Source organism: Paenibacillus sp. GP183 (assembly GCF_900104695.1).
In the GTDB taxonomy this organism is placed as follows: Bacteria; Bacillota; Bacilli; order Paenibacillales; family NBRC-103111; genus Paenibacillus_AI.
Window position 1 is genome coordinate 3,155,760 of record NZ_FNSW01000001.1, and the last position, 26,243, is coordinate 3,182,002.

The following is a 26,243-nucleotide window of genomic DNA, read 5'->3' on the forward strand; positions in this document are numbered from 1 at the left end:
TCCATTTCCTTGGAAAGGGAGGTTTACTTGGAAGACGAGGTGAATTGGTGCACCAATTCACCAAGTTTGTACCAAATCCAGCCAAACGCTGCGTCCACATGTGTGATCTGACCTGATATATGTGCCGTAGATGCCAGGTTCAAGGACCCGTCGATGACGACCAGGTTGCCTTTTACATCCCCCTGCACCTGCAGTTTTCCGCTCTGCACAATCAGATTTCCATTTACGGTATGCCCCTCGGGGACAATCACTGTATCTCCTTGGATAATTACATCCTGGAGATCGGTTCCTTTCACCATCAGCTCTCCGCCCTGATTCCACATCGACATAAAGCTTGCAAACATAACGGCTGCGAACACGACCGCCACAGAGGCTGCCGGATGCCTGCGAATCCACTGTGTCCAAGCATTGCGCTTCTTCACGGGAGGCAGACCTTTCATGATCCGCTCGGTTAAATCATCTGGTACACCTGCAGGGAGGAGCGCACGCGCCATAGCGTCCGTTCTCTCCAATTGTTTAAATAAGGCGTGACAATCGGTACACCCGATAAGATGCTCTTTCAACTTTAACACTTCCGGCCCCGATAAATCCCCATCCAGATAATCGTGCATGAGCGGGAGGGCTTCCTTACATTTCATAAATAACCCACCCCTTTCTTCAGCATCACTGATCTGTGCAAGTAAGTTTAATACCATACGTTTTAATAACCAAGATGTTTCAAAAAATAATGAAAGCCTTTAATCCTCGATTAGGCTCGGATCCTGCTCCAGCTTCTTGCGTAAGTATTCCCTGCCCCGATGCACCCTGGTTTTTACGGTAGTCACGGGCATATCCAGGACATCGCTGATCTCCTGCAGCGACATATCCTGCAAATACCGCAAGATGACCACGGATTTATATTTCTCAGGCAGCGCATCTATGGCCTTGCGGATCTGAATCTGCGTTTCAGACAGGATCATCAGTCTTTCCGGTGTTTCCTCATTTCCAGGCAGCATGGAATAATAATCATTGCCTTCGCCGTCCGGCATCTCCGCATCGAGTGAATAGGCGGAATGCTTTCGTTTGCGCAAGCGATCGATACAATGATTCGTTCCAATTCGAAAGATCCAGGTAGAAAATTTCTGCTGCTCATCATACCTATGCAAGTTCGTATATACCCTCAAAAAAGTTTCTTGAACCGCATCCTCAGCCTCATGCTTGTTGTTCAACATACGGTAAGCGAGATGATATATTTTATCCTTATACAGATCCACCAGTTCAGCAAAAGCTCCCCGGTCGCCGTTTCTGGCTAATTTGGCCAATCGTGTTTCCACAGAATTCACTGAAATTCCTCCAGCTTCTTAACGTTCATTCCTTACAATTTTTGCGATCTCTGCCCTGGATCTCTTCTCGGACAACAAAATGCCTGCAAGAATAAGGATCATGCCCAGCCATTGAACGAGCAGTACCGGTTCTCCAAGGAGCAAAAATGCGGCAACAATCGCTACCGGAAGCTCTATGGATCCTAACATAGCAGCAAGGGTGCTGCCGATCCTGGGGATTCCAACATTGAAGGCTATTGTGGGAACCACTTGTCCGAAAAATCCGAGCATCAGACCCCAACCCAATAATTGTAACGTATTTCCATCGAGAAATATATTGGGCGGATAAACAAGATAAATCATCGGAATCGCCGCGGTGATCATGACCGCCGATTTCATGAGCGGAGGAAGATCACTTTTGACCTGCCCCGTCATAAACAAAAACAAACTATAGGTCAATCCGGATAGCAGCCCGAACAGAATACCTTTACCGCTCAACTGACTCCAATTTGCCCCAAATATATTAACGTCAAGCAGCGTCCCGATCATAATAACAATTATAGCCAGAGTTTCATTCGGTCTCGGTAACCGCTTTCGGGCTATACAATCCATGGCAATCGTCATCCAAGTAAACTGAAACAGTAAAACAATCGATAAAGAGGCATCCAAATGCGTTAATGAACTATTATAAAAAATAGTTGTTAAAGACAGCCCAAAAATTCCGATGCACGCCAGTTGGATCCATGGACCCCGAAATGGGTTCACCCACGATTTTTTGTTGAAAGCCACAAGTATCCAAAGCATCAAGGCGCCTGCCGTTATCTGCGCAACTGTAATTTGACCATCCTTGAAGCCTGACGCAAAGGCTATTTTAATAAAAGAAGATAAAATGCCGTAGCTTGAGGCTCCTATAATCACCAATACGACAGCTATCCATCGTGCGTTAACCATACTGTAAAGCTCCTGTCCAAAGGTCGCGCGGCAAGCAGAGGAAAAGCCGAGATATCCCCTGATGAAGACACTCGACTTTGTACTCAGGTCTTGTCGTAGCTTGGCTTGGCTGTGATGAATCAGCCTGTATTTCTCAAGCCCGCGGCTATTCCGTTAATCGTAAGCAGCACTTCTCGAAGCAGAATCGCGTCATCTTCATCGCGATCACGCTGTTCCCGAAGCTCCTTAATTAATTCCACCTGCATATAGCTGAGCGGATCCACATATGGATTGCGAAGTCGAATCGACTCCTGGATAACAGGCACGTTATCCAGAATCTCCTTCTGTCCGGTTATCTGTAAAATCAGCGAGGAGGATAAATCATATTCTTCCTTAATTAATGTGTAGATACGCTCTGCCAGTTGGGGTTCCTTAACCAAGCTTCCATATTCCTTCGCAATCAGCATATCCGATTTGGCAAGTGCCATCTGCACGTTATCGATCATGGATCGGAAGAAGGACCATTCTTCGTACATTTGCTTCAGGATTTCCAGGTTTTCCGGTTTGTTTTGGTAAAAGCTCTGCAATCCGCTGCCCGCCGCATACCACGCCGGCAGCAAATAACGGCTCTGCGTCCATGCAAACACCCACGGAATCGCTCTTAGATCTTCAAATCGATCGCTATTTTTACGCTTGGATGGCCGCGAGCCGATATTCAGCTCGCCAACCTCCGGCAGCGGGGTTGATTCCTTGAAGAACGTCAGGAAGTCTTCGTCCCGGAAGATCAGATCCTGATATTTCGTCTGGGCATGCTGCGAAATCCCCTTCATGATCGATTCCCACTTTACATCGGATTCATCGATCTGCGGATCGTGGGCAAGCGTCGCCGCCTTAACCAACGCAAAAGTTGCCTGCTCCAGGCTGCGATACGCAATACCCTGCAGCGAATAGCGCGAAGAAAGCACCTCACCTTGCTCGGTGATCTTGATGCCGCCGCCAATCGTTTCTGCAGGCTGCGCCAGAATACTGCGGTTTAGCGGCATGCCCCCGCGTCCCAGCGCGCCTCCGCGTCCGTGGAAGAACTTCAGCTTCACGCCGAATTTCTGGGCGGCCTTTGTGATGTTCTGCAGCGCCATCCGAAGCTCCCAGTTCGCCGTGATCACGCCGCCATCCTTGTTGCTGTCGGAATAGCCCAGCATGATCTCATGCAGCGGCGCGGCAGGGTCCAGAGTTGCCCTGTAGGCCGGAATGTCGAGCAAGGTTGTCATAATCTCAGGCGCTGCATGCAAGTCGTCAATGGTCTCAAACAGAGGTACGGATTGTATCGTACTGGTTACAGTGCCATCAGCTTCCTTGCGGTAAAGCCCGGCTTCTTTGGCAAATACCAATACCTCAAGCAGGTCACTCGCTCCTGCCGTCATACTGATTAAGTAGCTTGATATACAATTCCGTCCAAACTCCACTTGAGCTCGCTGCACGGTTTTATAAACGTCCAGGCACTCCTGCGTGTTCTCCGAATATTGCAGGTAAGGAGATGTAATCGGTCTAGGCTCATCCAGAAGGGAACTGAGCAAGGCTACTTTGTCATCTTCAGAGAGCTTATTATAGTCTGAAGCAATGCCCATTTTCGCCAAAATCTCCGTCATGGCCATTTCATGTTCTTTGCTGTGCTGCCTGATATCCAAAGCCGCCAGGTGAAAGCCAAACAGCTCGGCCTGGCGGATCAGCTTTTTGATGTACTCGTCCGCTACATAATTCGCGTAGTGACCGCGCAAGCTCTTATCCATAATCCGCAGATCCTGAATGAATTCATCCGGATTGTTGTACTTTTGCGAGTCCGAAATCGCCGGATTTCCGGTGTTATGAATTTTTTCTATCATATAAGTAACCTTAATCCGATAAGGTTCCTTTTCATTACGCCAAACGTCCTGGGTATTGCCTAGAGCATCCCGATCCTTTTGGATCGACTCGAGCAGTTCATCGCTGACGTTGACAATATTTTTGCTGAAGCTCATTTGCTTCACGGTTTCCTTCAGCTGCTCTTCATATTTCTGCAGGGCCAACTGACGATGCAATCCCAGTGTTTCCCAAGTTACTTTGGACGTAACGGATGGGTTCCCATCACGGTCTCCGCCAATCCACGAGCCAAACTTCAGGAAGGATGGAACATGCCACTCTTCTTGCGGATAATACTTGGATAAGCAGCGCTCAAGTTCGAGATACACATCCGGGAGAACGTTAAACAACGTCTCATCAAAAAAGTAGAGGCCATTTCGCACCTCATCAATGACTGTCGGCTTACGGTCACGAAGCTCATCCGTCTGCCACAAATTAAGCACTTCTCCCAAAAGCTTCTCATGAAGCTGCTCTCTTTCGCGGTAAGTCAAGGAAGGATCATCAAGCTGCATTACATCGCTCGAAATGCGCAAATTGATATCGAGCACAGCTCTGCGCATAGCTTCTGTAGGGTGAGCCGTCATCACCAGCTCCAAGGAAATAGTCTGCAAAATTTCCTGCACTTCATCTTTCGGCAGGTTTTGATGCTTGAGCTCCTGAACCACACTTTCAATAGAGCCCGGTTGAATGGATTCTCCTGAGGTGCGCTCGTAATCCCGCTTACGGCGAATTCGATGATTTTGCTCGGCAATATTCACCAATTGAAAATAAATCGCGAATGCACGTATAACCTGGTGTCGAATTTCCGGATCCAGGGAACGAATCGTATGCTTGAATTCCTCATAGATCTCAGGAACATAATGCGCTCTTAGAGATTTGCTCATTTCCCTGATCTTTTCAACAACATCCAGCAGATCTTGACCACCCTGATGAACCAAAACTTCTCCTAAAATCTGGCCTAAAAATCGTACGTCTCTTCTCAGCAGGTTATTGGCGGTTTGCTTTTGTAACGAAGCACCGTTCTCTATCATTCTCTCACCTCATCTAGACATGGCCTTGCAAAAACTCATTCCTGTCATTTTACCACAATCCATAACGAGGATACAGAGTGCATGAAAAAAACATAGAAAAAGCACCCCAAACAATTGAGGTGCTTCTGCTTAATGAATTCGATTTATCATGGTTTATTATTACTAAATACCTGTATAAACTGGATAGCAGCTGGACCTAGGAGAACAATGAAAATGCTGGGGAATATAAACAGCACCAAGGGAAAGAGCATTTTAACCGGCGCCTTCATCGCTTCTTCCTCAGCCCGCTGCTTCCTCTTCTCGCGAACCTCATGCGACTGAACGCGCAGCACCTGCACAAGTCCGATCCCAAGCTTTTCCGCCTGCAAAATGCTGCTGATCAGCACCTTCATTTCGTCGAGAACGAGCCGTTCCTTGACTCCGGTCAACGCTTCCCTCCTTGTCTTGCCGAGGCGAATTTCCTCCAAGCATCGCCGAAATTCCCCCGCCAGGACACCCTCCTTCTTCGCGACCATCTTGCTGATCGCCGAATCAAAGCCCAGTCCCGCCTCCAAGCTTACGGTTAGTAAATCCAATACATCCGGCAGCTCCCTAAGTGCGAATCTACTTCGCTGCCTTGTTTTTAATTTCAGGTAATAGCCCGGCAGAAGTAAAGCGGCAATGAAGCCTGCAAGTATAAAAAGAATCTTGAAGCCTATTCCCACTCCCAAAATGAAGCTGTAACCGCCAAATAGAACGGGAAGCAGGATCAGCAAAGACAGCTGCAGGATTCGATAATCAATCGGCGACATGTTGAACGGCCGTCCGGCCTGCTGCAGCTTATGCTCGATGCGGGTTTCCTCCCAGCCCTGGAGCCTGCGGGTAAAGCTGCGGCGAAGGGGTCGGAACAGATTTTTAAGCAAGTTGCCAAGAGCAGATTCACTTTTCACAGCAGCCTCATCTTGAGCTTCCATGCTGAGTCCGTCCAATTCCCCTTTCACTTGAGACAGCCGGTGTTTGTGTCGCTTGCTCTTCTCCTCACGATGTATAAATACCGTGTAAACTGCCAGCGCCACCGTAAAGAAAAAGGAAAGATAAAGCATACGTTTACACCTCGATTGTAGTCAATTTTCGGACGAAGACAAAACCGATGGCACCTGAAATCAAACCTGCTCCCACCATCATAAGACCAATCGGATGATGAAATAATGAGCCTATGTAGTTTGGTGCAATGAAATAGAGGATCAAGCCCAGCACAAAGGGCAGCAATCCAACAATCATTCCTGACAACCGCCCTTGAGCGGTAAGCGTAGTTACCTGCCGCTCTATTCGGATGCGATCACGAATGGTTTGGATGATCGTCTCCAGCACTACAGCGAGATTCCCACCGATTTGCCGTTGAATCAAAATCGCCTGGATCATCAGGTCAAGATCCTCGCTGGGCATCCGTTCCTTCCATTCGTTCAATGCATCCTCCATGCTGGTGCCATACTGCATTTCTTTCAGTACGAGCTCCGATTCCTCCCGGATCGGTCCTTCCGACTCATCCACGACAGTCCTCAGCGCTTGCATAAAACTGAAGCCGGCTCGCAGAGAACCAATGATGGTCGTGAGCATATCCAGCAATCCGTCGTTGAAATCCACTACGCGCTTCCGCTGCTTTCTCGCAATCCACCATCGGGGCAGCATATACCCCGCTATCGCACCTGCAAGCAAAAACAGAATGTTGCCCGTCAATAAATAAAGGAACCCTGCGCAGAGGAAGGTGCTGATCCATTGGAACAGAATATATTCTTCAGGCTTTAAGGAAACCCCGGAACGGCTGAGCCAGGATTCCAGGAGGTTTTTCTTTTTTCGGGAAAGCACTTTATCGCGAACCGTCTGTTTGTATAACTGCAGTTGAACGAGCAGGTTAAACTTCTTGCGGCTCAGCTGTATTTTATCGTTCAATTCCAAATAGCGCTGCAATCGATGGTCCATCCGCTTATTGGATAGAAACAGTATTTGCAGCAAGCTCAAAATCAGCATAAAGCTGGACATCCCGACCATTCCCATGATGATCCAACGCATAAATTCACTCCTCTTCGATGAAAACAGATGCCGGGATATGGATGCCGGATGTTTCCAATCGCTCGTAAAATTTAGGGCGGATTCCCGTTGGGATCAGTTTACCCATGATTTTACCCTGCTCATCTACACCGATTTGCCGGAATGAAAAAATATCCTGCAGGACGATGACATCGCCCTCCATCCCCTGTACCTCAGTAATGTTTGTAATTCTACGCGAACCATCCTTGAGACGTGACTGTTGGATAATGACATCAATGGCTCCGGCGATCTGCTCCCTGATCGCTTTCACCGGCAAATCGATCCCGCCCATCAGCACCATCGTCTCCAAACGGGAAATCATGTCCCGCGGGCTATTGGAGTGACCCGTCGCCAGAGATCCATCATGTCCTGTATTCATCGCTTGGAGCATATCCAGCGCCTCTCCTCCGCGCACCTCGCCAATGACGATACGCTCCGGCCGCATCCTTAGCGAATTGCGTACAAGATCACGGATCGTAATGGCACCTTTCCCTTCAATATTCGAGGGCCGCGATTCCAACGATACGACATGATCCTGCCACAGCTGAAGCTCTGCGGCATCCTCAATTGTAACGATACGTTCATCGCTTGGAATGAAGGATGACAGCACATTAAGTGTGGTCGTTTTTCCGGAGCCGGTACCGCCGCTCACAAATATATTCAGCTTTGCTTTTACACAAGCCTCAAGGAAAATTGCCATATCACGCGTGATAGTGCCAAAATCAATCAAATTGTCGATAGTAAACGGATCCTTGGAAAATTTACGTATAGTAATGGTTGGCCCCTTCAAAGCAAGTGGAGGAATGATGACATTCACACGGGAGCCATCCGGCAGCCTCGCGTCCACCATCGGACTGCTTTCGTCCACCCTTCGGCCAATCGGTGCAACAATTTTGTCAATTATGTTCATCACATGCTCATCATCTCTGAATTGCACATAGGAGATTTCAATCTTGCCTCCACGCTCCACATAGACTTGATTCGGACCGTTGACCATAACCTCGGTAATTTCCGGATCGAGCAGCAGTGGATTGATCGGACCGAAGCCGGTGAGGTCGTTGATGAGCTCTTCTACCACCTTCTTCCGATCGATCTTGCCGCGGAAAGATTCGTCCTCCAGGATGAGCTCAACTGCCATCTCGTCAATCTTGGGCACAATAGCCGCTATATCGTCATCCTTCAATATGCTTAAAATCTGTTTGTGCAGCTTGTTTTTCAATTCTTGATGCTTCGTCATCTGATACGTTTGCTCTTTAGGACGAGAATCTGTCCCCCGGATAGCTCTAAATGTAGTTAAAAGATCCTTCTTCGGTGCCGTGGGTGCAAGACCTTCTGCTTCTATTGATACGGTGCCTAAAGGATTTTCTATTACATTTGCACCCGTTTTCGCCTGAATTTTATCCATCAAACTCATGTCGCACCTCCTAACTGATCTAGGTTAGAATATCGAAGTGATCCCTTTTGTCTTATGAAATAACTGATGCAGCAGCGAGGCTTGCTTTGGTTTAAACAGTGAAATTTCCCTGCGGGAAATGAGCTGTTCCGCCATTTTAAAAATCGACTTGGCAATATCCGTTTTCGCGTGATTGAGTACGAAAGGGATTCCAATATTCAATGATTGGGAAACAATCTGAAAGTCATTAGGAATGTAGATCGGCAGCTCTTCGTTTAAAATCTCCTGTGCATCCGTTGTTTTAATCACACTGTCCATGGTGGAGCGATTAATGACCACCTGTGCCTTCTGCCTGCAGCCGAGAATGTCCATCGTTTCCAGCATCAGCTTGGTGTTTTTAATTGAAGTCATCTCCAGTGTTGTCATTACGAAAACCTGATCTGCTTTTTCAATAAATTGCAGTGTCCGATCTTGAAGCCCGACACCGGTATCGACCAGCAGATAATCATGATGTGACAGCAATAGATCACATACTCGTTCGATAACCACTGGAGTAACCAAATCGGCAAACTCTGGCCGTTCAGGTGCTGCCATGACCTTTACCCCGCTAGCATGATGAATGAGATAGCCCGCCAGCATAAAACGATCCATGGTCCCGATCTCATCTACAACATCTTTGATCGAGAATGTCGGATGAAGGTCCAACGCTAATGAGACGTCGCCAAATTGAAAATTACCGTCCAGCACACTGATCTGGATGTTTTTCTTGGTCAGCGCAACTGCCAGATTCACCGCCAAAACCGTTCGCCCGATGCCGCCCTTAGCGCTGCAAATCACAATCATCTCGCCACGCTTGCCCTTGCTCTGCTCCTCGTTCATCCTTTCAGCTTGATCCATCCCTTGCGCCTCCTATTTCATTGTTCCCGGCAGGAACAGTACTGCTCCCTACTTCTTGTCAGACGCAGCATTTATCCGGCTTCGGAGCAGCAGATTGATGCTGCCCCTTCCATTCGCATTTATTAGAGTTACTGAATCCTCTGGTTTCGCTTCAAGTGTCACCGTACTATATTCCGCATAAGGCGTGTCCGATTTAGCCTCAACCATCCGCCTTCCAATCGCCAGGACCCGCAAATTTTGGTTAATCGTCGTGGAAATGACCTTATCCGACAGCTTATCCGTTAGAGTTGACACCACATCGACATAATCACCAGGCTCAATCAAATTGGAGACGGATTGGACTAAATTGACTCCAACGGTAACTGCCCGATAACCCTCTTGAACTTTTTTAGAGACAAAAAGCGCCTCCTCCACCTGATTTTTCAAATGGTGGGAAAGCAGTATTTCATCGGGTGCCATGTCCATAACCGCAATCTTATCCACGGCATCGGTTGAATTTCTCACAGCCTGCGGATGGACAAGTGCTGCGGGGACCTGCATGGTTTGAAGCATTTCAGGGGTGATTTTTGTATTTGCTTTGATGGCTTGCTTGGCTCCTATAACTGTAACGACACTTGCGTCAGCAGCCTTAACTTGATCGAACTTTTTCATGTAATTAAAAAAAAGTACAGTTGTCACCAGCCCCATAAGCAGGGCCATTACCAAAATGATCTTGGATCTCATCCATTCTCCCCCAGTTTGTAATTATAAAATGAGCGCCTAAGATAAGGTTATTCGATCAGCCGGATCGAGTAAGCTCCTCTATTGACAGCGCCAGGCTTCGCAAGACCGGTACCAATTCTTCAAAAACGTCTCATCTCCTATTCCACGCGGATCGTTGAGTTCGTTGAAAGGGTCGGGACAGGGATGATATGGGACACGAGCGGCGTAAAAAAGGGAAGTTTATAGGCCTACTGGATCGGCAACCTGCACATGTCCCTTCGCATAGGAGACAATTTCCGCAACACTCTTTCCCAATCCACCGAGCCTCACTGCTTATTGAACGGTCATATGTAAGCTTTGATAAGCAAATATAAATCGTCCCAAATCGACTATGCCGCACTTCATCATCCCCCTCACCACCCTTTCTGGAATAAACAAAGCGCAGCACCTCCAGCTATAGCAACACCGTAGGGATAAGTTCCTGAGGTAAAATGCTCCTTCCACTGGATTTGCAGACCATATCGTATCCCTATCAGCACATACAAGAGAAATTGAATCCTTTGGCGAAAATCTCTCTGGAACAAAACTACCGCAACGGCGATTAATGCTCCAAGCAGCGCCATATAGACGGAGGCCGCCAGAACAAACCATGTTCCTTTCAAAGCCCCCACCAGCGCCAACAGCTTTACATCACCTGCGCCCATCCCCCCTAATAGGTAAGGAATCAGCAGGATGCAAAGCCCCACGGTAAACCCAAGTAAAGACTGCCCCAGGCCAGACCAGCCTTCCAATGCGGCATGTAAACCAAATGCAACAAGCAGCGCGGGGAAAATCACTTTGTTATAAATCATTCGTTTCTTTAGATCGGTAACGACACAAATCCCAATGACCATCAGCAGGATCAGATCAGTCCACAAACCAGGTCCTCCGTTTCTTCCTAAGAAAGTAGATTGAATTTAGTGGAGATGAAAAAGGCCGTTACGTTTGGAATAAACGCACGGCCTTTTGTAGGCTGTCGTTCAACTGCGGATTATTTCATTCCGGCAACGCCAGCATCTACACCTGCTTTCGCATTATTGAATAAAGCTATAATTTGTGTGCGAAGTAAAACCAAGGTTCCAACAACCGCAACAGCGATCAAGCCTAGCACCAAACCATACTCTGTCATCCCTTGTCCTGCTTCTTCCTTCAATAGACCTTTGATTTTGTTTACCATTTTAAATCCTCCTCATAAATTTGGTTTTTGTCGAATTTGTCTTACACCATCACTACAGTTTGTCCCATAGAAATACCTTCTTGTTCCAAGGTGCCGGCCGGCAGCTCCAATACGGATTTCGTTGCCGGTATGGCTGCCCCAATGGTTCCCGGTTTCAAGGATTGCTCCATTCCAACAATACGGCCGTCATCGTCCAGGTGAAGTACATCAATTTCAAATTTCATAAAAAATGTGTGTACGCTTTTACATGGACGTATGTATAATCCGTGTCCAATCGGAAGCTGCTTCTGAAGCATCAAACCTTTAAACCTTTGGATAAACGTCTCCGCTCTATCAATGTGATGTCCAAGCAGCAGCCCGTTTTCCCTGATCATCATTTTCATTGATAGTTTCACCACCTCCCAAGTATGTAAAAAACCCCACCTTTTCCCGAAAGGAGGGGTCACAAAAAAATGCTCCCTCGGTCTTTCGGCAACTGGCTGGCAAAAGCAAAAATGCGCTTTAGCCCCTCTAGTTTTGCGTCCCCGGCTTTCACCAGGTTTGCCTTTATCGTGACCTTGCGAAGCCTTTTTGCTTGCTGGTCCGATGTGATTGATTTCATGATAATCTACAGCAAAGCAAGAAAAAAATCCAACCAACGACTCAATTGTCACAAAATATTCAATAGTCAAAATTGTGACTTTTCACACATTTTTGATCACAATAAGAATGCCATTCTACCCGTAATGAGTTGATTTTTGGAGGAAAATGGTGGATTAAAGCAGGCTGGGAAAACATTCAATAACTTATCTACTAATAATTGGTTTATTTTAAAATAGGATTTCCGGCTTATAATTACCTTTCCGGTGTTGAAAATCCTGGTGAAATGGAAATTAATCCTACTTTAGTTGCATTAGATCCTTTAAAATATTGAATTAATCCTGTATTTTTTCATCTAAAAAGGGACTTTCAGACGATGTTTAGTCTCAACTCTTTTACCGATTACTAACCCGGAGGATCCACCGCAGTCCATTTTACTTTTTCTGACTAATGAACAAAAGTGCAGCATAAGGTTACACATTTTTCTTTGGTTGAATTGTCGCTCGGCATTTCAATTTCACCAAAAAAATAAGTCCTAATTTTCTATAATTTCTTTGATTCTCTTCTTTCAATTTTTCCATTTATATTCTATTTTGGAGCTAAATGTATGGGATTTATTAATGGAAATACTCGAAATTCTGATTGAATAGTTTCCTACGGAAACCAAGCAGCGTAATTTTAGACACTCGTCCTACCTGGATGATTCGAGAAGATGCACGGACGGTCGAACCTTAAGGTTCGCTTCCGATACCCGCAACAAAGAAAGACCACCATCAAGGGACTGTTGACAAAGTATTGAATTGAATAGGTTTTTTGAAGGACCGTGTAGAATTAATATCTATACGGTCTTTTTTATGGAGGTCAAAGCTATGATGGGTATAGATGGAGATAAACAAAATCAACTGATGTATATGAACCTGGATGATCTGGTGCCCCAAACCATTTGTTGCGGGATATTCGACAAAAAGTCGACTTCACTTTTATTTATGAAAAAGTGCATCACCTCTACTCACCAATGGGACGAAAATCCATTGACCCCGTTCTCCTTATAAAAATGCTGCTTATTGGATACCTGTATGGAATACCTTCGGAAAGAAAGTTAGAGCAAGACATTATTGTAAATCTAGCTTACCGATGGTTTCTAGGTTTAGATCTGGGTGAATCTGTTCCTGACCACTCGACATTAAGTCAAAACCGCCGCAGGCGATTCAAAGACAGCGAGGTATTCCAAGAAATCTTTGATCATATCGTTTCAAATTGCATCAGCAAAGGTACGGTAACTGGGGAAGTTGTCGTTGTGGATTCCACTCACATCAAAGTGAACGCTTCAAAAGGAAAAACGGAGAAAGTCGTTGTCGAGAAGAAACCATCCGAATATTTCAAGGATCTAGAACAAGAAGCTCGCCGAATTGAATCCGAGCTCAATAATGATCCGAACAAGAAAAAACGCGGGAAGAAACCAAAGGAGAAATGCGCGGAAAAAGAAGTAACTCAAAGCAAATCCGACCCTGAAGCAGGACTGTTAAGCAGACCCAACAAACCTAAAGGATTTCATTACCTAGCCCATACCACGATTGACACAAAACATGGAATCATCACAGACATCCATGTGACTCCAGGAAACATAAATGACCACGAGCCATTTACTGCTCGGTTAAAAGAGCAACAAGAAAAGTTTGATTTACGAATCCAAAAGGTTGGAGCGGACAAAGGCTACGATCGTTCTCCTGTACATTATGCACTCGAAAAGCTTGAGATAAAGGGGTACATAGTACCCATAGATTCTGATGAGAATCATTTGAAAAAATCAGGCCTGACATATGACAAGACAAACGATATATATACGTGCATAAAAGGAAAAACCCTTCGGTTTACGCACATCAACTTTCACACGGAAAAGCAAGCTTACACGAAGATGTATGCTTCAAAAAGCAAGGATTGTGAGCAATGTTCGTTGCGTTTCGGTTGTTTTGGCAAGACTGGTAATCGAAGGACAATTCAACGTCCGTTATTTCAAGAAGCAAAGGAACGAAATGTTGTCCGTTCACGTTCAGATGAATATCGCACGATTCAAAAAGCAAGGCGCGTGTGGTGCGAGGGCAGTTTTGGAACGATGAAGAGGTGTCACAACTTAACATATACCTATAAGAACGGCATTCGGAACGCCACCGAACATTGCCTTCTTTCCGCGTTGGCTTTAAATATAAAACGAATGATAAAAGCGGCATAAAACATCGCGATTAGTCACCCAAAATTACCTTAAACAATAGAAAATATAAAAAAACAAAGTGGGCTAGGGAATTGGATCCCCTAGCCCACTTTATCAACAGTCCCATCAAGGTGGTCTTTCTTTGTTAAGCGGGTGATGGGAATCGAACCCACGCTATCAGCTTGGAAGGGTGATAGGAGGGGTTCGCCAATCTCTGTTATGGTGGGTCAAGACCGTAATCTATAAGGCTTATCCACCTTGGAACTTTGTTCCATTTGGATGTGTTTGGTTACTTGTTGACGAAAATCGTCAACAGTTCGTCAACAAGTAACCTTTTATTTTAATTTCAACACATTCCCTGCGCGTTGTTACTATTTCCACATAACGATTCTGGAGTCCGCTTATTTAACTTACATTTATTTCATTTACAAACCTCACTGTTATTTCTTTGGTTCAAAGATTCAAAGCCTGCATCAACTCTTACAACCCCTGCTTAACCAACAATGCAGCCCTTCCCTAGTTTTAGGATGAGCTGCATTGTTTCATGCTATGTGCTCCCATTCGTTATATTTGGGTTTTGCTCCAACGATAGGTTTTTTTATCCTATTTCAATTTGACTTATTCATCCATTGAGAAGGAGGCGGAGATTGTATATTTGCCCTCAGATCTTGATTCTCCCCAATTAAGAGGCGAAACACGCCAGTAGTATTTCCCCTTTTTTAATTCGAGTTCATTGTACCAGGAATCTTTAGTTAATGGAACCATACCTGTTAGAACCTTTTCGTTTTCATCATACAACCAGCCACTGATTTGGTAAGGCACGTTACTTAAAACAATTCGCACTTTTCCATCCTTTTGTGTAGAGATTTTGTACCAATCGACATCATCCGCATTCTGCAAAATTGCATTATATTTTGTCCCTGACTCAATAGGGTACGCGTTATGTATTGTATCGTTAAGTTCACCGACAAGTTCAAGCTCACGCTTGTTCGTTGACGTAAAAACAGACTGTGGTTTTTTCGTTACAACTTTCAAATAAGAGTTTCCAATTCCCCAAGGACTATAGGAGTAATCAGTTGGACTAAATGGAAACTCCATTCGTAAAACTTTAACGCCTTTGATATTTACATTGAAATTAACCGGAGCGGAAAGACCATTGAATTCATCATAACTATATAGTAGATTTCCATCGCCGCTTATTCTTACGAGGTTACGACCTGCTCGCCCGGTATAACCCAATTTCGGATTGAATAATGTTCCGGTAAACTCGGTAAAATTGCCATCAATTTTGTATTCAACCCAATTGTTTCCCGAGTTTTCCCCAAAACCCGGCTTATTTTTATCCAAGAAATTGCCGCTCAATATTCCACCATTAAATACATATTTCCCTGTTGTATCAGACACCGCTTGATGAAATGGAGTAATAACTCCACTCCCTCGTATTCCTGAGTCCGAAATCAAGGACTGGTTGGCAATTGGAAGGTCCTCAAGACGAACTAAAGTATCAGTGGTTAAATTATTTGCCGGTATCGGGTCAGTATTTTTTGTTGGGGCATTTGACTGATTCTGAGAATTAATATCCTGTACAACAAGCGTAACACTAGCAGATTTATCGTGATAACTTACAGTAATGGTTGTTTTCGATCCCGGCGTGGCATTCAATGGTACTGAAACAAGCCCATTCTTATCCACAATTGCTAATTTTTTATCTTCCGATTGATATTGCAAATCCGATGTCAAAGCACGATGGAGTTTATTGGATAAAGCATTATTATCAGCCATTGTCCCAATAACAGAAAGTTGCTCGCTACCACCTGGCTTTAAAAACAGTTCATTTGGATGTACTTCGATGCTTTCTACATCCGCGCATCTATTCATCTGAGCAAATACATTTTCGTATTTATAAAGGTTTATTTCTTTTTTAATTATTTGTTTAATCGCCGCGTTAGACTCAATAAAGAAACTGTCTTTCATACTTAAACAACCTTTACTACCTTGTGTTCCGCCGGATTGTGCAAATGCACTGGAATCAAGCGAATATGTTCCTTCAATCGTGAATTTAAGTCCAAAGTTATTTTCGATACCCGCAAGTGAAAACGTCAGAAAGGATAAATAAATATTTGGTGCTAAAGCAACAGAACCTTCAAATTTCCCCTTGAACTCGACTGGCTTTAACTCTGGCTTTAAAGAAAAATCACCTATTGGTTTTAGGCCATCTGAATCTAATTTAAACCCCGCTTCCATTGTTAATTTTTCTGTGGATTTAATTGTTAGATCAGCTGACCCGTCCATCTTAACAATAAGATCTAATTCAAATTTTACGCCTAAACCTGTAGTACCCACAGGAACTATAAAAGTACCTAAAGGCAGTGGTTTCGGCTCATCCTTTAGTTCCAAATTACCGGTAAGATTGATACTTCCATGCGCTTCAGCTATAAAATCCACCATCATTCTATTCGATGAAAGACTAATATCTGATTTCACTTTAGGATTTTCAAAAACGATTTCTCCATCAAGCTTTATTTCATTTTTACCTTTTCCTTTAATAGTCTTGTTAAATGTAATAGGTTTCAGTTCATTGTCAGCCGATAAAATTCTGACAACTTCTTTAGGGTTCGATGAATCCGCTAATTTACCAATAGAAACGCCGTCTGCAGGAATAAACTGATCTGAAGTTACTCGGTCTTCAGAATGAATATTAATATCTTTTACGACTTCAGAAAAATCTGGATTGCTTGTTTGAACTACCGTTTGTGTGCCCATATTAGATATTGAAACTACCTTTTTTGCGAATCCAAATGGATAATCTATTGATAGTGCGGAATCTTTGGATGGAACAACTGTAAAAATATCTCCTGCTTTAAGATTCGTAATGGCGTCAGGTGAGCCTTGAAATGCGATAGATGAGCCATCTTGCGCAACATTTGTAATTTGTTTTACTGTTGACTGGTCAACAGTGACAACCCCAGGCATTAAAGTTACCGAATTATTGGCATTTTCTTTTGTTATATCTTTACTTTTACTATCAAGCACCCTTGTAATAATAACAACTGCCTGTGCCCGCGTTGCAGTGTCATTCGGTTTGAAGGACCCATCAGGGAAACCATTGATAATACCTGCTTTTACGGTCGCACCTACTAAACCTCGGTTGTTCTTGATACCATCATTATCATTAAAATTCAACGCGCCTTCATTGTCCGAAAGCTTTAATGATCTGGCTGCCATTTTCGCCATTTCTTCACGCGAAATTTCTTCTTCGGGTTTAAATGTAGCTCCGTATTCCGTAGGAATTATAATGCCATTCTTTATTGCCGTTAAAATGTATGTATTGGACCAACGACTTTTGTCAACATCTGAAAAAGGTGACGTATCATCAATTAGTGGATATTTTTGTGATTGGACTAACATTTTAACAAATTGTTCTCTTGTTACCGTTCCTTCCGATCTAAACGTCCCGTCTTCAAAACCATTCACAATCTGTGAATCTATTAAACGTTCAATAGATGCTTGTGCCCAATGATTCTTTATATCATTAAAGGCGATACTATGATTATCCCTATTATCTGCTCTGACCTTTGTTGGGGCGATTGGAAGCACTAAGCTAATTGTTAAGACTAAAATTAAAATTACTTGCGCGTACTTTCGTAAGCCTGACATAATTTTCTCCTCCAGATTTTTAACTTTTACTCTTGCTAATCTTGCAAATACCTGATACTGAAAAAGTGCCGTTTTTCGGCACTTTTTCAGTATATATTTTTTGTTTTAATCATTTGCAATTCAATCTCAACAATCGCTCTAATCATTTACCTGCGGTAATATTAACTGTCCTTGTATCGGAATCCCACTTTACATCTCCACCAAACGATTCCGTAACAAATCTTACAGGAACCATTGTTTTATCATTAATAATTGTGGGAGCTTGTTCTAATGTAATTTGTTTTTCATTGACAGAAGCAGTATTTGAATCAATTTTTAACGTAATAGTTTTATTTCCTTTTGTTGCTTTCACGGACTGAGTTTCGGAATTCCATTCAACTTTTGCCCCTAATGTCTCAAAAATGGCTCGGAGTGGGACTAACGTACTGCCGTTTTTAATTAAAGGAGGTTGTTCATAATTTTGAACCGACCCGTTAATTACAATATTGATACTGTCTCGAATTTTATAAAGGCTTCCAATGTTATCGGCTACATATACATAACCCTGATCTGGGGCTAAATTATACATGTAAGCATAGTTGGGGTCATTTAATTTAACAGACCAATTTATAGAACCATCTTCTGCATTATAAGACGATAATACATTTTTTACAGTTGCATAAATGTTTTGGCCATCTTTACTAACACCTTCGAGAGAACCATTCTGTAAGCTCCATTTGATGTTTCCTGATTTATCAATAAAATGAATTCCGTTATAACCACGGTTATGTTCAAATGCGATGAGTAAATTTTTTGAATTTAAAGCCATTGGCGAAAGAAAAATATCTTTGTCAATGGTCCAAACGACGTTCCCCGCAGTGTCAAGTTTAACGAGATTATTCTTTTTAACAATAACCCCGTCATCAACAGCAGTTACTCTTGCTGATCCTTTATATCCATCAGCTGATACATCAAATGACCACTTTTCATTTCCGTTTGAATCCAGAGCTACTATTTTCTTTTGTTCTATGGAACTGTAGTATAATGTACCGTCCGAGGCAACGGTAGCTCCAACACCTTCAGCGAATTCTCGTTCAGCGTATTCTCGTTCAGCGTATTCTCGTTGCCATTTCGTTGTTCCATCTTGATTCAATGCGAGGAAAACTGTTTTATTGAATTCTTTCTTTTCATTGATGTAAATCGTTCCACCTTCTCTGACTTTTAAAATTATATAGTTACCATTTACAGACCACTTAATTGAGCCGTCAGTAGTGTTAATTGCAAAAAGCTTAAAACCATCATTAACATCATAACCGCCGCCAGATAATCCGTGGTAATTTGATACATAGATTGTCTGTTGGTCTGGGCTCAACTTTAAACTTATCCATCCTACGCTGACATTTGCAGAAGAACGCCATTTTTCTTTCCCATCCGGATTAAGCGCAACGATTTGATTTGACATAACATAAATTACTCCGTCTTTTCCTAATATAACCTGGCTGTTATTGCTGCCCTTCACTAAAGGATACTCAAACTTTACACTGCCATTCGAATTTAAAGCAACCAATTTGCTATTTGTCGTGATATACAAAACTCCATTGGCTCCAACTTCTTGAGATGGAATAAAAATCCCTTTCTTTGAAGAGTAAACTGATTGTTTAATTCCACTGGTTTCAGCAAATACAGTGGTTGAAGAAAAAATGAAGAACACCGAAATAATTAGCATTAACGTAATCTTTTTCATTGATAGCCCCCCGAAATGTTTAAATTTTGATTGATTAGTCCAAATATCACTAGCTCTAATAGTCCTCCGTTACTATATCATTGAATTACAAAAAATCCCATCTACTTTGGTAAAAATTATTAATATTTTAGGTGAATCTTTAGATTGAGCTACCTCCGCCAGGTGCGGTATGACGCATTAGAATTTGGGTCAAGGCAAAAACTGAACATACATACTCTGGACCGTGTTTCAATTCGGTAACACCCAGATTCAGAAAGGTAGGCTTTACAACAATTTTTGGACGGATTCTATTCTTTATTTATATATGTGATCGCTTGTTTCCCCATCTGTTCCCATGCCATCTTAAACATATCTTTCGGTACTTTTGTTTGGAGATTCAAAGGGTCATTAATATAGACATAAGTATCATCGTAGCCCGTGATTAGTACAGAATGTTCTTTGAACGTAATTGAAACAGGACCATTAGGCGTCTGCATGATTTGGAAAGAATCTTCAGGCAATGGCTCGTAACCTGTGTTTGTAATAACCCATACAGGACTTCCTTCATTCAGCATAAACAGAATATCGTCAAATTCAGCGCCTGTCAGATCCACCGCACTATTCGGCAAATATTTTTCTTCCAGATCGAATACAGGTCCGTGATAAACTCCATATCCCCCTACTCCCCCGCCATAGATATCTCCTACAAACCCCGTGTTGGGATCACCCCAATAAATCGTCCCCTCTACCTTCTGATAAGGGGTTGGATCTTTCGCGATTTGATTTGCTAGACTCTCTTTATCTACGTCAATACCCGCATAATTTAATAACATAGTTAAGGAAGTCACTTCACAACCATTATATAATTCCGGTTTTTGTAGGATCAGGGGAACATCCAATCGAATAGAATTAGCCAAGATACTATTACTACTCCAAACTAAATTGCTATATTCACGCAAAAAAACTGAACTATTAGAGTATTGCTTTGCGTAAGCAATAGCATCCGCTGAAGTTATAAAATCAGCAAGGAAATGAGTGCTCTTGTACACCTTAAAAGGGTGACTACTGTCCGATACTACTTCCCCGTAATGCTTAACGTAGGTATGATCCCAAAGATGGGCATACATAATGGCATCCTCAATTGTAAGGAAGCCGTCTAAAAATTTATCATTTTGATAAACCAAATACGGTAATCCATATTTCAGTAGATGAAGCCGTCTTTGAATATCCTCAGTGGTTAATGCCTTTTCACTATTTCTTATACTGATTAAACCACTCTGATCAAACTGAACGTTGTAACCCAAGGCTTCTGCCAAACTTCTTATTGGAATAAACATTAGATTATGAATCATTTTTGTGCGACCAGGCATGGTAATCAGTTTGTCTTGTACGCGCATTTCGTCACTATTCAGCTTCAGTTGGATTGTTTTTAGCTCTTTTGTCAGCTCAATTAATTGTTTTTTATCGTCCCACTTGATACTTGCACCGAAGCTTTCTGCAATATTTCTAAGAGGAACATAGGTAACGCTTTGTTCGATAAACGGAACAATTTCATTGTCATCTAAATTTAATTTTTGGACTTCGTTCTTCTTATAGGTATTGTTTGTTACCGTCAAATTACTACCAATTAGTAATGATAACTCTTCTCCCCTGGCCAGATTAGTAGTCTTTACGTTGTCGTCAGCATAAGTATTGGCAGAATAACAAAAAAAATGAATAAAGATAAGAATAAATATTTTAATATAAAATGCTTTGTTTAACATCTTCATCCCCATTTATAGAGCTCTTTTTTGTCAGTTTCTTTTCAGAGAACAATAATCGATGATGATACACCCCTTTCTCCAAAAACTAGGGCATCGGATGTCAATTCGTACGGAATATGATCTCGAATTCGGAGTTCCAAGCCTGGATGGTTCGGTAACAGTCAAGGCAACTGCGCAATTCCCATTTATACCAGACCATATTTACCGGAGCCGCCAAGAGCCTGAATATCCAGCACAAGCGCACCCAGTTCACGGATCATACGCTCTGTATCCTTGCTTCGTACAATCTGATGACCTTTTCTCCCGAAGCCAGAGCGATTCCCTTTACTGATTCCATGTTTGCCCTCCTAAGATTTTGTAGTTGTTAAAATAGTTCTTAAGACTCAACTAAAGATTATACTTGAAAATAGTTCCATATTAAAGGGTGATTTTGTAGTTGTTAAAATAGTTCTTAAGACTCACCTAAAGATTATACTTGAAAATAGTTCCATATTAATGGGTTAATAATTGGAGAAAATTAATATTTATGAGCAATATTGAATATTATTACGAAATGCTGAAAAATGCTTGGGAAGAAATATCAACCAAGTGTTAACGTACTCTCATTTGTGATGTTAAACTTTTTAGCATTCAATAGACTCCCCCATAAGATTATTTAGTGTTCTTTTTAAAGAACATGGACTAATCTTATACGATTCAATGAAATTATTCAACATTATTTGTGTTAATATATGGATATATTTTTAAATTCTTAGAATAAATATCATACAATCTAACGATCCTGATGTAGACCCATTCAAATGCCCTAAATGCGGTGCGTTATGGAGGGCTAAAGGATATTACTTCTATGATGACTGGACTTTTGATGAACAAGATACATGTCCGCGCGGTTGTGAAAATTTGTTTGGATTTCGAGTTAAGGGCAAAAAATTATAGGGTATTCAAAACCGCCAATAACTTATCTCCCATAACAGCATCGTTAAAGCTGACTATATTTTTTGTTATCTTTCACACGAATATTTTGAATTGTCATAGTTATCTCTTCTTTCCTAGCAGCCTCAGCGGACGTAAATTCTTTAGCGCTTCATCGTAACTAATCCCAAAATTATTGCATGTGCTTTGTAAAAAAATGTCCCCATCTGTGATGCCGTGGGTCCTGGAAAAGTAGTTAAAACCCCTTGGAATTATTACGGCAAATCAATTTCATTTAAAGGAACTGTCGGAGTCGTTGACGACTACCCCCCTGATAGTGCTCTTGGAAAAAGTGGAATTGCATCTGAAATAGTTATCGAGTGCGTTGATGGTACTATTGTTGATTTTTTAAGTTTGGTGCCGAGCGGTGATATTCAAATGAACCAACAGGTTATCATAACAGGTTATCCTATTGGTCGAACAGAAGTTAATAATACCCTTGGTGGAAAGTTTGCACATTTAATCGTTGTAACTAATAAACTAAAATAAAACAATAGCCATTCCCTTAATCTCTACATAAACAAAAATAAGCCCTCAATCCCATTACAGGAAAGAGGGCCAGGTTAAAGCGACTTAATCCAGAAACAAAATCATGTACACCAACAAAGTCGGAATGAAGCTTTTTCACAAATCAGGATACTGTCCCTCCAACTCCAACCAACAGATTCAGAAGCATTGGGGATAGCTGAACGAGGATATATCCTATAGCAGCGTTCTGAAGCATCTGCATGCCTTTCTCACGGTTACCGGTCATCACGAAAAGGCACCCCCCTGCTATCATGACTCCTGCTATGGGATAGGAAAGAGAGATAGCTAAATCAATAAGGGGATCGAATGCATGCAGAATCTTTTCTTTGACTACTCCTGGTACCGCCATAGCTGCCACATCTACGGGTTCTCCTAGAGTATGTGCGGAAGCTGGGGAGCCAAATTGTAAGAGACTCGTTGCCATTATCCCAAATGGGATTGTATAACTCATAGCGGACTTTATAGCCCGTTCCCAGCGTTGATGCTCAGTTTGTTTCAAGATTCCGGCTGCAACATTCCTCTTCGCTCAGTTGTTTCCTGTGCATTCCATCCCAACAATTTGCACCGATCGATACTTGCATTTAAAACCCCTCCTATCGAATTTCTTCCCAAGTATAAACGACAGCTTCAAGCCCCACGGACCACTCGAGCAGTTGCTTCTTTCTGCTTTCCGTCATAGTCACCCAAACCAAGCGAGGAAAATATTTTAGTTTCTCCTGAAAAGCTCCGGTTTCTTTCAGCTTTTTGTATTTCTCGATTTTTTCTCGATTCTTATGCATGTGCTGTAGGTGATCTACCTCTAAAAAGTGGCGCCTCATCTCATACCGAAAATAAGCGTCTGGAATAACTGTGACCACATCTTTTACGCTCATCTTCATTTCGTTTTTCCAATCTTCAGGACGGAACCGGATATAGAAATCATTACGCATTAGAAAGTGATTGACCTGATTTGTCTTTTGCCTTACAACCTCTGCACCCACTCGTTCTCTGCCGGCTCGATTTAAATAGAAGATGCTTTCCCCACTCTCCCCTCGGAAATTGGATACAAAGTCACTTAGATTGGCAAGGACCCTACGAGCATTCCTATCGCCGCCTAGATCATGCAGTTGTTGTATCTGCCCACGACTCAAGTAGTCAAGCTTCTTCAATGATGAGAGTATGGCTTCCTCGCGCTGTAGCTTCCTTTGCTGGACCTGTCTCATCCCCATCCTCCTTCCGCCCCTTAATCGTGATGTGTGGCCGGATGGTCCGATCTATGAACTCGTTCTCAATGAACGGAGTCTGGACGATCTGCTTTCGGTCTGTTCGGTATATAGCGCGGCCTTTGACAAACGGAAGGCTCTCAGCTCCTGGTTCATCGAGTACAACATGACTAGCGATTTCAGTCTGCAGCCGAAAGCAGAGCCGAGCGTCGAAGTTCTGTTTCACCTGACGTGGAAGCGTGTCGGCGGTAGGGTATTGCGTAGCAAAGATTAATCTATAGCCAAGCCCACCTCCGATTCTTGCGATTTCCGAAACAATCTTCTCACACTCGATCTTTAGCTTCTTTACTTGTTTATCCGGTTCTCCTTGACTCGCAAGCTCAGCGGCCTCATCTATCACAACGAAATGCCTCTTCTTGAATCCAGCCTCTCGTACATCCTCGAAGCCTTTTCTTAAGAACTCAGTTTGCCTTAGCTTTATTTCCGTGTGAATAGCCCTTAGCGCCTCCAAGGACTCTTCAACGTCTTTAGCGACCCCTAGGACTTGTCGGACGTTGGAAAAGCGATTGAAAGCGAGCCCACCCTTCAGATCAATTAAAGTGAAACGAACATCATCTGGTTTGTTGTAAATGAGTGTCGTCACTACATTTTTTAGGAACACCGACTTTCCGTATCGCGTTGTACCAGCGACAACCATATGTGGTATCTGGTCAAAGTCATGATGTACGGATTCCTCCCGTGATTCTCCGAGGCTTACCGTCCAGCCTCGACAGGATCGTAAGGTGCTGCCATCATACTGCACCATCTCTGGCATTGGCTCCTTATAGACCTTTATCAGCAGCGTGCCGTCGTATTCCATCAGGATTTCCTTGCGATGTTTCTGGCCTTTCAACAGTCCTTTGATTTGCTCTAAAATATCACCACGCAGATGCAGCTTCTTTAAATCATCAAGTGTCAGTTCCAGCAACCGGCGCTTGTGATTCAGTCCGTCCTCAATATGCTTCTTCTTCTTCTGCACGTCCTCGAACGATAACCCTAATGGTAACCGGTAAGCGTATTCTGTTCCCCATATGTGTCGCGTCTTCCGGAGTAAATGGATAGTCAGAACTTTTCCATTATCCCTAACATTGAGCCCACAATTGTTCGCAATGCGCTGAATCTTGACAGATTCAGACGCTCCGTGTTTATCGAAAATCGTGTAACCAAAGACGCCCGCCATGACTGCACTCGATGCTACCTCCAGAATCATAAACAACGCCACCCCTTTCCTTAGATATCCGATAGGATAGTTTCTTTGCTACGGAAGTCTCAGAATCCGTGGTAAATCACCATCCGATTAGATGCGGAATATTCCTCCATAGTATCCGCGGTGGAATATCGACTGGAATCCTCAATCGGAATCTACTATGGAATGTTCCGTCTCTGATATCAATAATACGTCCGCACGCTTGGTCATTATTCGGAATACTCCGAAATATATCCGTATTATTTTCGCTAGACTTGTCCATGCTGATGTTATAAAGGAGTGACATAACAAATGTTCGGACTTGGTAAAAGACGGTCTACTTACGGAGAATTTCTCGATAGGAATAACGTTAAGCAGGAGGATGTTGCGAAGGTTACCGGCCTTAACCGTGATACTATTTCAGACGTGTGTGCAGACCCATCGTATAAGCCACGGAATAGTACAATTACCTTACTATTAATGGCAGCGCGAGAACTAACGGGCAAGAATGTAAATAAAAGTGACTTCTGGTCTTAAACGCAAAAGACGCTATTCTGAAGGATAACGCCGTAAGCGTCAAACCCTTCCCACCTTCAATGACACGGATCTGCATGAGAAAATGAAGGCAATCGAGTCAGGGAGGTTGCCATATGACCAGCAGTTCTAAGGTTGTCCTCGTCGAATAAGCTTCGTCAGCAAGTTAAATCAGGACTTCAACATGTCCCTTGGCTACACCATAAACAAAACGCGCAACGCTTGGGTTTCCGAGCGTTGTTTGTTTATTCTGGAAACAATATGATCTAGGAATTTAGCCGTGGTCACACGTTTGGTCATCTGAGCATTTCTTGAGGAAATTCGGGTTTTGTGGACTTAAAACGAGTTAATATGATAAACAAAAGTTATGGTTTGAAATGCAATTTAGGATGACACTTGTATTTCGCACAAATAATAACTTGACAGTACACTGCAAGAG

At 43.0% G+C, this 26,243-nt stretch carries 20 protein-coding genes and 1 riboswitch; of the genes, 2 read left to right on the forward strand and 18 right to left on the reverse strand.

Annotated features, from left to right (window positions below; translation table 11 throughout):
* Positions 1-23 precede the first annotated feature (23 nt).
* The 12 genes from BLV33_RS15455 to BLV33_RS15510 all read right to left on the reverse strand — a co-directional run bounded on the left by BLV33_RS15455 (position 24) and on the right by BLV33_RS15510 (position 11,816).
* The gene (locus BLV33_RS15455) at positions 24-638 is read right to left on the reverse strand and encodes a zf-HC2 domain-containing protein (RefSeq protein WP_090793449.1); all 615 of its coding nucleotides are present in this window, start codon (positions 636-638) and stop codon (positions 24-26) included.
* 99 nt (positions 639-737) lie between these two features.
* Positions 738-1,322: an RNA polymerase sigma factor SigW gene (gene sigW / locus BLV33_RS15460; RefSeq protein ID WP_090793452.1), complete on the reverse strand. Its 585-nt coding sequence runs from the start codon at positions 1,320-1,322 to the stop codon at positions 738-740.
* 18 nt (positions 1,323-1,340) lie between these two features.
* Positions 1,341-2,252 (reverse strand): EamA family transporter, encoded by a 912-nt coding sequence (locus tag BLV33_RS15465; RefSeq protein WP_090793456.1) that lies wholly within the window; start codon positions 2,250-2,252, stop codon positions 1,341-1,343.
* Positions 2,253-2,371: 119 nt separating this feature from the next.
* A complete protein-coding gene (gene ppc / locus BLV33_RS15470; protein WP_090793459.1) occupies positions 2,372-5,158 on the reverse strand; it encodes a phosphoenolpyruvate carboxylase in 2,787 nt (928 codons plus the stop codon).
* 146 nt (positions 5,159-5,304) lie between these two features.
* Positions 5,305-6,240, reverse strand: coding sequence for a type II secretion system F family protein (locus tag BLV33_RS15475; protein WP_090793462.1), 936 nt, complete (start codon positions 6,238-6,240; stop codon positions 5,305-5,307).
* A 4-nt stretch (positions 6,241-6,244) separates the two neighbouring features.
* The gene (locus tag BLV33_RS15480) at positions 6,245-7,207 is read right to left on the reverse strand and encodes a type II secretion system F family protein (protein ID WP_090793465.1); all 963 of its coding nucleotides are present in this window, start codon (positions 7,205-7,207) and stop codon (positions 6,245-6,247) included.
* A gap of 4 nt (positions 7,208-7,211) precedes the next feature.
* Positions 7,212-8,639, reverse strand: coding sequence for a TadA family conjugal transfer-associated ATPase (locus tag BLV33_RS15485; protein WP_216234783.1), 1,428 nt, complete (start codon positions 8,637-8,639; stop codon positions 7,212-7,214).
* Between the two features lie 24 nt (positions 8,640-8,663).
* Positions 8,664-9,515 (reverse strand): CpaE/TadZ family protein, encoded by an 852-nt coding sequence (locus BLV33_RS15490; RefSeq protein ID WP_090793468.1) that lies wholly within the window; start codon positions 9,513-9,515, stop codon positions 8,664-8,666.
* Positions 9,516-9,563: 48 nt separating this feature from the next.
* Positions 9,564-10,238 (reverse strand): Flp pilus assembly protein CpaB, encoded by a 675-nt coding sequence (cpaB, locus tag BLV33_RS15495; RefSeq protein ID WP_090793470.1) that lies wholly within the window; start codon positions 10,236-10,238, stop codon positions 9,564-9,566.
* 392 nt (positions 10,239-10,630) lie between these two features.
* Positions 10,631-11,134 (reverse strand): A24 family peptidase, encoded by a 504-nt coding sequence (locus BLV33_RS15500; protein WP_090793472.1) that lies wholly within the window; start codon positions 11,132-11,134, stop codon positions 10,631-10,633.
* 113 nt (positions 11,135-11,247) lie between these two features.
* Entirely contained in the window at positions 11,248-11,433 is a 186-nt protein-coding gene (locus tag BLV33_RS15505; RefSeq protein ID WP_090793476.1) for a Flp family type IVb pilin, read from the reverse strand.
* Between the two features lie 41 nt (positions 11,434-11,474).
* A complete protein-coding gene (locus tag BLV33_RS15510; protein WP_090798962.1) occupies positions 11,475-11,816 on the reverse strand; it encodes a DUF192 domain-containing protein in 342 nt (113 codons plus the stop codon).
* An 84-nt stretch (positions 11,817-11,900) separates the two neighbouring features.
* Positions 11,901-11,988, reverse strand: a riboswitch (cyclic di-GMP riboswitch).
* A gap of 967 nt (positions 11,989-12,955) precedes the next feature.
* Here BLV33_RS15510 and BLV33_RS15515 point away from each other — a divergent pair.
* Positions 12,956-14,242, forward strand: coding sequence for an IS1182 family transposase (locus BLV33_RS15515; RefSeq protein WP_090793479.1), 1,287 nt, complete (start codon positions 12,956-12,958; stop codon positions 14,240-14,242).
* Positions 14,243-14,839: 597 nt separating this feature from the next.
* On the opposite strand, the gene BLV33_RS15520 is transcribed toward BLV33_RS15515, so the two are convergent.
* From BLV33_RS15520 to BLV33_RS15530, 3 genes are all read right to left on the reverse strand, one after another.
* The gene (locus BLV33_RS15520; RefSeq protein ID WP_090793482.1) at positions 14,840-17,878 is read right to left on the reverse strand and encodes an S-layer homology domain-containing protein; all 3,039 of its coding nucleotides are present in this window, start codon (positions 17,876-17,878) and stop codon (positions 14,840-14,842) included.
* Between the two features lie 142 nt (positions 17,879-18,020).
* Positions 18,021-19,601 carry a stalk domain-containing protein gene (locus BLV33_RS15525; RefSeq protein WP_090793484.1) on the reverse strand — a complete coding sequence of 527 codons (1,581 nt, stop codon included), beginning with the start codon at positions 19,599-19,601 and terminating at the stop codon, positions 18,021-18,023.
* A gap of 287 nt (positions 19,602-19,888) precedes the next feature.
* Positions 19,889-21,355: a C39 family peptidase gene (locus BLV33_RS15530; RefSeq protein WP_090793487.1), complete on the reverse strand. Its 1,467-nt coding sequence runs from the start codon at positions 21,353-21,355 to the stop codon at positions 19,889-19,891.
* A gap of 1,137 nt (positions 21,356-22,492) precedes the next feature.
* On the opposite strand from BLV33_RS15530, the gene BLV33_RS15535 reads away from it, so the two are divergent.
* Complete coding sequence (locus tag BLV33_RS15535) at positions 22,493-22,804, forward strand: hypothetical protein (protein WP_090793490.1); 312 nt, start codon at positions 22,493-22,495, stop codon at positions 22,802-22,804.
* A 142-nt stretch (positions 22,805-22,946) separates the two neighbouring features.
* Here the strand turns inward: BLV33_RS15535 and BLV33_RS15540 are convergent, their stop codons facing one another.
* From BLV33_RS15540 to BLV33_RS15550, 3 genes are all read right to left on the reverse strand, one after another.
* Positions 22,947-23,192 carry a hypothetical protein gene (locus BLV33_RS15540; RefSeq protein ID WP_253187242.1) on the reverse strand — a complete coding sequence of 82 codons (246 nt, stop codon included), beginning with the start codon at positions 23,190-23,192 and terminating at the stop codon, positions 22,947-22,949.
* Between the two features lie 244 nt (positions 23,193-23,436).
* Positions 23,437-24,045 (reverse strand): replication-relaxation family protein, encoded by a 609-nt coding sequence (locus tag BLV33_RS15545; protein ID WP_090793499.1) that lies wholly within the window; start codon positions 24,043-24,045, stop codon positions 23,437-23,439.
* Positions 23,978-25,294 (reverse strand): FtsK/SpoIIIE domain-containing protein, encoded by a 1,317-nt coding sequence (locus tag BLV33_RS15550; RefSeq protein ID WP_090793503.1) that lies wholly within the window; start codon positions 25,292-25,294, stop codon positions 23,978-23,980. Before BLV33_RS15550 ends, BLV33_RS15545 begins: the two co-directional genes overlap by 68 nt.
* Between the last annotated feature and the right edge of the window lie 949 nt (positions 25,295-26,243).